This is a genomic window from Rhodobaculum claviforme (assembly GCF_016653255.1).
GTDB lineage: Bacteria > Pseudomonadota > Alphaproteobacteria > Rhodobacterales > Rhodobacteraceae > Rhodobaculum > Rhodobaculum claviforme.
This window is the reverse complement of the sequence record NZ_NHSD01000099.1, coordinates 1-6,019: the sequence shown is the minus strand read 5'-3', so window position 1 is coordinate 6,019 and position 6,019 is coordinate 1. Positions and strand designations below refer to the sequence as shown.

Genomic DNA, 6,019 nt, shown 5'->3' with positions numbered 1-6,019 from the left:
GACACCCACATCATCGGTAAACCCTCTCAGGCTACCTAGCAGGTCGACATGCAAACGATCCAGTCCGCCGAAGCAAAAACCAAAACCGCCCACATGCCCCTTCATGTTACAGTTATGTCAAAAAGCGATGAGGTGCACGAACAGACCGCTTACCTTGCGATCACCCGCATCCCTCTGAACGTCTCCGCTGCCCTGCTGGCGCCGGCTGGCGTCCGATCCGGCGTCGCCGTCTCGGTGAAGCGGGGTTTACGGAGGTTGGCATACCTCCGCAAGTGCCGATCGTCGTCCAACCGTCATTTTTTCGATGCGCAAATTTCATGCCACAAGATATGGCGTTTGCCGCAACACAAGGCTCAACGCGAACCGTCCGCGCGCAAGGATCTGTCGCGCAGCGACCGGGGTTTCCGGCGCCACGGCAGCCGCAGCGCCAGCAGCACCAGAATCACCGCCAGATGAGTCGCCGCGCCCACCTCCCAGGTCTTGGCCAGCATCATCCAGTGAATCGCCCCCCCCAGAACGGCGGGATAGACCAGCATGTGAAGGCGCCGCCACGCCTGCGGCCCCAGCCGCCGCAGCGCCGCATCGGTCGATGTCAGCGCCAGCGGCACCAGCAGCGCGACCGCGACCGCCCCCACCGTGATGTGCGGACGCTCGAACACGTCCACCCAGGCCGCAGCCATGTCGAGCTGCACGTCCAGCACCAGCCACACCGAGACATGAAAGACCGCATAGGCAAAGGCGAGGAGCCCCAACGCCCGCCGGAACCGCAGCAGCGACACCCCCGTGAACCGCCGCAGCGGCGTCACCACCAGCCCCGCGATCAGCAGTTGCAGCGCGATCTCGCCATACCGGTGCTCCAGCGCGCGCACCGGATCCGGCCCCAGCCCCCCTGTCAGCGCCTGCCAGAACAGCCACAGCGCCGGCAGCACCCCCAGTATATAGAGAGGTGCCACCGGAACCCGCCGCAGCCCTGCGTTGAGCGCCTGCACCAGACCCCCCGCCGCCATCAGAACTGCCGTGTCAGGTCCATCCCGTCATAGAGATGCGCCACCTGATCGGCGTAGCCGTTGAACATCCGTGTCGGAACACGGGCCGCAAACAGCCCGCCGCCGACCACGCGCTCGTTGGCCTGGCTCCAGCGGGGATGGGCGACCTCGGGGTTCACGTTGGCATAGAAGCCGTATTCCTCGGGGGCCATCATGTTCCAGGTGGTCGCGGGCTCCTCCTCGGTGAAGCGGATGCGGGTGATCGACTTGATCGACTTGAAGCCGTACTTCCACGGCACCACCAGCCGGATCGGCGCGCCGTTCTGGTTCGGCAGCGGCTGGCGATACAGGCCGGTGGCCAGAATCGTCAGCGGGTGCATCGCCTCGTCCATGCGCAGCCCCTCGCGGTAGGGCCAGTCGAGGATGCGGGTGCGCTGGCCGCGCATCTCCTCGGGGCGCACGAGCGTCTCGAAGGCGACATAGCGCGCCTCGGGCAGCGGGCGCAGCCGCTCGATCAGGCTGGCCAGCGGGAACCCCACCCAGGGCACGACGCGCGACCACGCCTCCACGCAGCGGAAGCGATAGATGCGCTCCTCCAGCGGAATGCCCTCGGTCAGTTCCTCCAGCGACCAGTCGCGCGGCGCCTCCACCAGCCCGTCGACGGTGATCGACCACGGCGTGGTGGTCATCGCGCCGGCGTGGCGGGCGGGGTCGGACTTGCCGGTGCCGAACTCGTAGAAGTTGTTGTAGGTGGTGATGTCGTTGAAGCTGGTGGGCGTCATGTCGGTCGACAACGGACTGTCGCGGATGTCCGCCCCCATGTCAGCGCCCGCGCGGCTGGCGGCCAGAACCAGCCCCGCCGCCGCACCCGTCAACAGCGCGCGGCGCCCCAGGACCGCCCGCGGCGGCGCGACATCGGCCCATTCGGGCGGCCAGATCGCAGAACCGGGATGAAGCATGCGGAATCCTCCTGACTGATGTGACGTCAGAGATAGGTGTCGCGCGCGGCTCGGCACCAGCCTGTGGCGCGCACGCCACGGTCACAACGCCTCACCGATGCTCACATGGAGTTCACTGGACAGCACGGAAACCACCGGCATAGCCGCGCCCGCCCGCCGATCAACCCGCCGCTACGGGGTTTTGATCCGCGCGGCCCCCCTCCCTGACCGCGACATCCTGCCCTAGCTGCTGTCGCGGACCGGCGGACGTCGCCGGAACCCACATCAGTGAACGGGAGAGTTTCATGATCCGCAAGACCCTGCTGTCGATGACCGCCGCCGCGGCGCTGGCCGTCCCCACCATGGCGATGGCCGATGACATCGTGGACACCGCCGTCGCCGCGGGCAGCTTCACCACCCTCGTCGCCGCCGTGGAGGCCGCGGGCCTCGTGGAGACGCTCAAGGGCGACGGCCCCTTCACCGTCTTCGCCCCCACCGACGAGGCCTTTGCCGCCCTGCCCGAGGGCACGCTGGAGGCTCTGCTGGAGGACACCGAGGCGCTGACCGCGATCCTGACCTATCACGTCGTGCCGGGCGCGGTGATGTCGGGCGACCTGACCGACGGCATGGAGGCCGAGACGGTCAACGGCCAGTCCGTCACCATCGGCGTGGGCGACACCGTGACCGTGGACGGCGCCACCGTGGTGCAGGCCGACATCGAGGCGTCGAACGGCGTGATCCATGTCATCGACGCGGTGATCCTACCCGAGTGATCGCGGCCTGATCGCCCCGCGATCCTTGGCGATCCCGCGCCGCACGCGCGCGGGATCGCCGCCCGACCGCCCCCCTCCGGCCCCCATGGCGCGGCCCCGGGGGGCCGGCCGGCACCCGGGGGTCTGCGATATCCGCAACACGGGGGCACGCCGGGCCGCATGGCACCGCTCCGCGAACCCGATGATGGCCCCCGCGCCGGCCATCCGGATCCGATCCCCCAATTCCGATCCCCCAATTCCGATCCCGAAGTTTCGATACCAAGGAGACCGACATGCTCAACCGTCGCCAGACCCTCGCGGGTCTTGCCGGGGCCACCCTTGCAGGCGCCCTGCCCGGCGTGGCCCTTGCCCGCACCGGGACCATCGTGGACGTCGCCGCAGGCAACCCCGACTTTTCCACCCTCGTGACCGCCGTGCAGGCCGCGGGCCTGGTGGAGACATTGCAGGGCCCCGGCCCGTTCACCGTCTTCGCCCCCACCGATGCCGCCTTTGCCGCACTGCCCGCGGGCACCCTCGAGGGGCTGCTGGAGGACACCGAGGCGCTGACGGCGATCCTGACCTATCACGTCGTCCCCGGCCTGATGACGGCCGAGTTCCTGACCGGCCAGCGCGGCCGCATCGAGATGGTCAACGGCGGCTTCATCCACATGGACGCCACCGGCGACGGCGTGCGGATCAACCGCTCGGCCAGCGTGACGGCGGCGGATGTGCAGGCCTCCAACGGGGTGATCCACGTGATCGACCGCGTGCTGCTGCCGCGCTGATGACCCGGGCACGCCCCTGATCCCGGGCCCCGCCCCGCGCGGGGCCCTTTCGCATGGCAGCGTCCGCGGCGCATCGCCCCGCTTGAGCCACCGGCCCCCGCAGGCTAGACGCCCCGGCAACAGGAGATCGCCATGCCCGTGTTCCTCGACACCGCCCGACCCGATTTCGACGCCGCCTTCGCCACCGTCATGGGCGCCAAGCGCGAAGAGGCCGCCGACGTCGACGCCGCCGTGCGCGCCATCATCGCCGATGTGCGCACGCGCGGCGACGCGGCGCTGATCGAGCTGACGACGCGCTTCGACCGGCTGGAGCTGACGCCGGACACGATTGCCTTCTCGGAGGCCGAGATCGACGCCGCCATCGCCCGCGTCCCCGCCGACCAGCGCGCGGCGCTGGACCTCGCGGCCGAACGCATCCGCGCCTATCACGCCCGCCAGATGCCGCAGGACGCGCGCTGGACCGACGACACCGGCGCGTCGCTGGGGTGGCGGTTCTCGCCGGTGGGCTCGGCGGGCCTTTATGTGCCGGGGGGCACGGCGTCCTATCCGTCCTCGGTGCTGATGAACGCGATCCCCGCGCGGGTCGCGGGGGTGGCGCGGCTGGTGATCTGCGCCCCGACCCCGGACGGGGTGGTCAATCCGCTGGTGCTGCTGGCGGCCCGGCTGTCCGGCGTGGACACGATCTACCGGCTGGGCGGCGCGCAGGCGGTGGCGGCGATGGCCTACGGGACCGAGACCGTGGCCCCGGTGGACAAGATCACCGGCCCCGGCAACGCCTATGTCGCAGAGGCCAAGCGGCAGGTGTTCGGCCGCGTCGGCATCGACATGATCGCGGGCCCGTCGGAAATTGTGGTGATCGCGGACGCCGACAACGACCCCGACTGGATCGCGCTCGACCTCCTCAGCCAGGCCGAACATGATACGGCGGCGCAGTCGATCCTGATCACCGACAACGCGGCCTTCGGGCGGGCGGTGGCCGACGCCGTCGCCGCCCGGCTGGAGACGCTGGCGCGGCGCGACATCGCCGGTGCCAGCTGGCGCGACTACGGCGCGATCATCGTGACCCGCGACCTCGCCGAGGCCGCAGCCCTCTCCAACCGCCTCGCGCCCGAACATCTGGAGCTGTGCACCGCAGACCCCGAAGGGCTGCTGGCGCAGATCACCCACGCGGGCGCCGTGTTCCTGGGCGCCTACACCCCCGAGGCGATCGGGGATTACGTCGGCGGCCCGAACCATGTGCTGCCGACCGCGCGGTCGGCGCGGTTCTCCTCGGGGCTGTCGGTGGCGGATTTCCTCAAGCGCACGACGATCGCGCGGATGACCCCCGACAGCCTGCGCGCCATCGGCCCGGCCGCCGAAACGCTGGCCCACGCCGAAAGCCTGGAGGCCCACGGGCTGAGCGTGCGCGCCCGGCTCGATCGTCTCGACCGCTGACCCCGGACGGCGCGGGGCGCGTGCGGGCCTGCTTGCACCGCCCTGCCCGCTGGGGCATCACAGGGGCAGCCCGGCCGTTGGGATCGCACGCACCATGACCCGCATCTGCCATATCGAGATCGACGACTCCGCCCTGCCCGCACCCACGCCCGAGATCGAGCAGGAGCGGCGCGTGGCGGTGTTCGATCTGCTGGAGGACAACTCCTTCACCCTGCCGGGGCGCGACGGCCGGCCCGCGCCCGCCGGCCCCTACCGCCTCGGCCTTGCGATCCGCGAACGCCGTCTGGTGATGGAGGTGGCGACCGAGGCCGGCGCCCCGGTCACCGCCCTGCACCTGTCGCTCGGTCCGTTCCGCCAGGTGGTCAAGGATTACTGGCAGATCTGCGGCTCCTATTATTCCGCCGTGAAGACCCTGCCGCCCAGCCAGATCGAGGCCATCGACATGGCCCGCCGCGGCATCCACAACGAAGGCGCGCGCCTCCTGCAGGAACGGCTGGAGGGCAAGGTCGCCCTCGACATCGATACCGCCCGTCGGCTGTTCACGCTGATCTGCGTCCTGCACCACGGCGGATGAAGGGGGCGCGATGGCCGATCACGACCCGCACCGGCCACAGGACGCCACACCCTCCGGCGGCGGGCCGTCGGACGCATTCCCGTCGTCGGTGCTGTTCTGTTGCGACCACAACTCGGTCCGCTCGCCCATGGCCGAGGGGATGATGAAGAAGTTCTACGGCCAGCGCGCCTATGTGCAGTCCGCGGGCGTGCGCTCCGACCGCGAGGTCGACGGCTTCACCGTCTCCGTCACCGGCGAGATCGGCGTGGAGCTCGACCAGCACCGCGTGCGCAGCTTCGACGAGATGGAGGAGTGGGGCGACGACCTCGCGCAGTTCGACCTGATCGTCGCGCTGACGCCCGCCAGCCAGCGCCGCGCGCTGGAGCTGACCCGCCACGCCCACATCGACATCGAATACTGGCCCATCATGGACCCCGCGGGCCTCGGTGAGACGCGCGAGGCCCGCCTTGCCGCCTACCGCGAGACCCGCGACCAGATCCGCGCGCGCATGCTGGCGCGCTTCGGCCCCCCCACGCAACCGTCGCCCCGCAAAGGCCCCCGATGACCCACA

At 70.3% G+C, this 6,019-nt stretch carries 7 protein-coding genes; 5 read left to right on the top strand and 2 right to left on the bottom strand.

Translation table 11 applies throughout. From position 1 onward, the window contains the following. Nucleotides 1-353 precede the first annotated feature (353 nt). Both msrQ and msrP read right to left on the bottom strand, forming a co-directional pair. Nucleotides 354-1,007, bottom strand: a complete 654-nt coding sequence (msrQ, locus tag CCR87_RS01875; RefSeq protein WP_201155631.1) for a protein-methionine-sulfoxide reductase heme-binding subunit MsrQ — start codon at nucleotides 1,005-1,007, stop codon at nucleotides 354-356. Further along, nucleotides 1,007-1,945, bottom strand: coding sequence for a protein-methionine-sulfoxide reductase catalytic subunit MsrP (gene msrP / locus CCR87_RS01870; RefSeq protein WP_201155630.1), 939 nt, complete (start codon nucleotides 1,943-1,945; stop codon nucleotides 1,007-1,009). Before msrP ends, msrQ begins: the two co-directional genes overlap by 1 nt. Before the next feature lie 284 nt (nucleotides 1,946-2,229). On the opposite strand from msrP, the gene CCR87_RS01865 reads away from it, so the two are divergent. From CCR87_RS01865 to CCR87_RS01845, 5 genes are all read left to right on the top strand, one after another. Further along, nucleotides 2,230-2,697, top strand: a complete 468-nt coding sequence (locus tag CCR87_RS01865; protein ID WP_201155629.1) for a fasciclin domain-containing protein — start codon at nucleotides 2,230-2,232, stop codon at nucleotides 2,695-2,697. 272 nt (nucleotides 2,698-2,969) lie between these two features. Beyond that, nucleotides 2,970-3,461: a fasciclin domain-containing protein gene (locus CCR87_RS01860; protein WP_201155628.1), complete on the top strand. Its 492-nt coding sequence runs from the start codon at nucleotides 2,970-2,972 to the stop codon at nucleotides 3,459-3,461. A gap of 132 nt (nucleotides 3,462-3,593) precedes the next feature. Beyond that, nucleotides 3,594-4,895: a histidinol dehydrogenase gene (gene hisD / locus CCR87_RS01855; RefSeq protein ID WP_201155627.1), complete on the top strand. Its 1,302-nt coding sequence runs from the start codon at nucleotides 3,594-3,596 to the stop codon at nucleotides 4,893-4,895. A 94-nt stretch (nucleotides 4,896-4,989) separates the two neighbouring features. Beyond that, nucleotides 4,990-5,469: a UPF0262 family protein gene (locus CCR87_RS01850; protein WP_201155626.1), complete on the top strand. Its 480-nt coding sequence runs from the start codon at nucleotides 4,990-4,992 to the stop codon at nucleotides 5,467-5,469. Nucleotides 5,470-5,557: 88 nt separating this feature from the next. Beyond that, nucleotides 5,558-6,013, top strand: a complete 456-nt coding sequence (locus CCR87_RS01845; protein ID WP_338048857.1) for an arsenate-mycothiol transferase ArsC — start codon at nucleotides 5,558-5,560, stop codon at nucleotides 6,011-6,013. The last annotated feature ends 6 nt before the right edge of the window (nucleotides 6,014-6,019 follow it).

Excerpts from the sequence above, each read along its gene's own strand:
- msrQ (WP_201155631.1), bottom strand. The coding sequence starts at position 1,007 with ATGGCGGCGGGGGGTCTGGTGCAGGCGCTCAACGCAGGGCTGCGGCGG.
- msrP (WP_201155630.1), bottom strand. The coding sequence starts at position 1,945 with ATGCTTCATCCCGGTTCTGCGATCTGGCCGCCCGAATGGGCCGATGTC.
- CCR87_RS01865 (WP_201155629.1), top strand. The coding sequence starts at position 2,230 with ATGATCCGCAAGACCCTGCTGTCGATGACCGCCGCCGCGGCGCTGGCC.
- CCR87_RS01860 (WP_201155628.1), top strand. The coding sequence starts at position 2,970 with ATGCTCAACCGTCGCCAGACCCTCGCGGGTCTTGCCGGGGCCACCCTT.
- hisD (WP_201155627.1), top strand. The coding sequence starts at position 3,594 with ATGCCCGTGTTCCTCGACACCGCCCGACCCGATTTCGACGCCGCCTTC.
- CCR87_RS01850 (WP_201155626.1), top strand. The coding sequence starts at position 4,990 with ATGACCCGCATCTGCCATATCGAGATCGACGACTCCGCCCTGCCCGCA.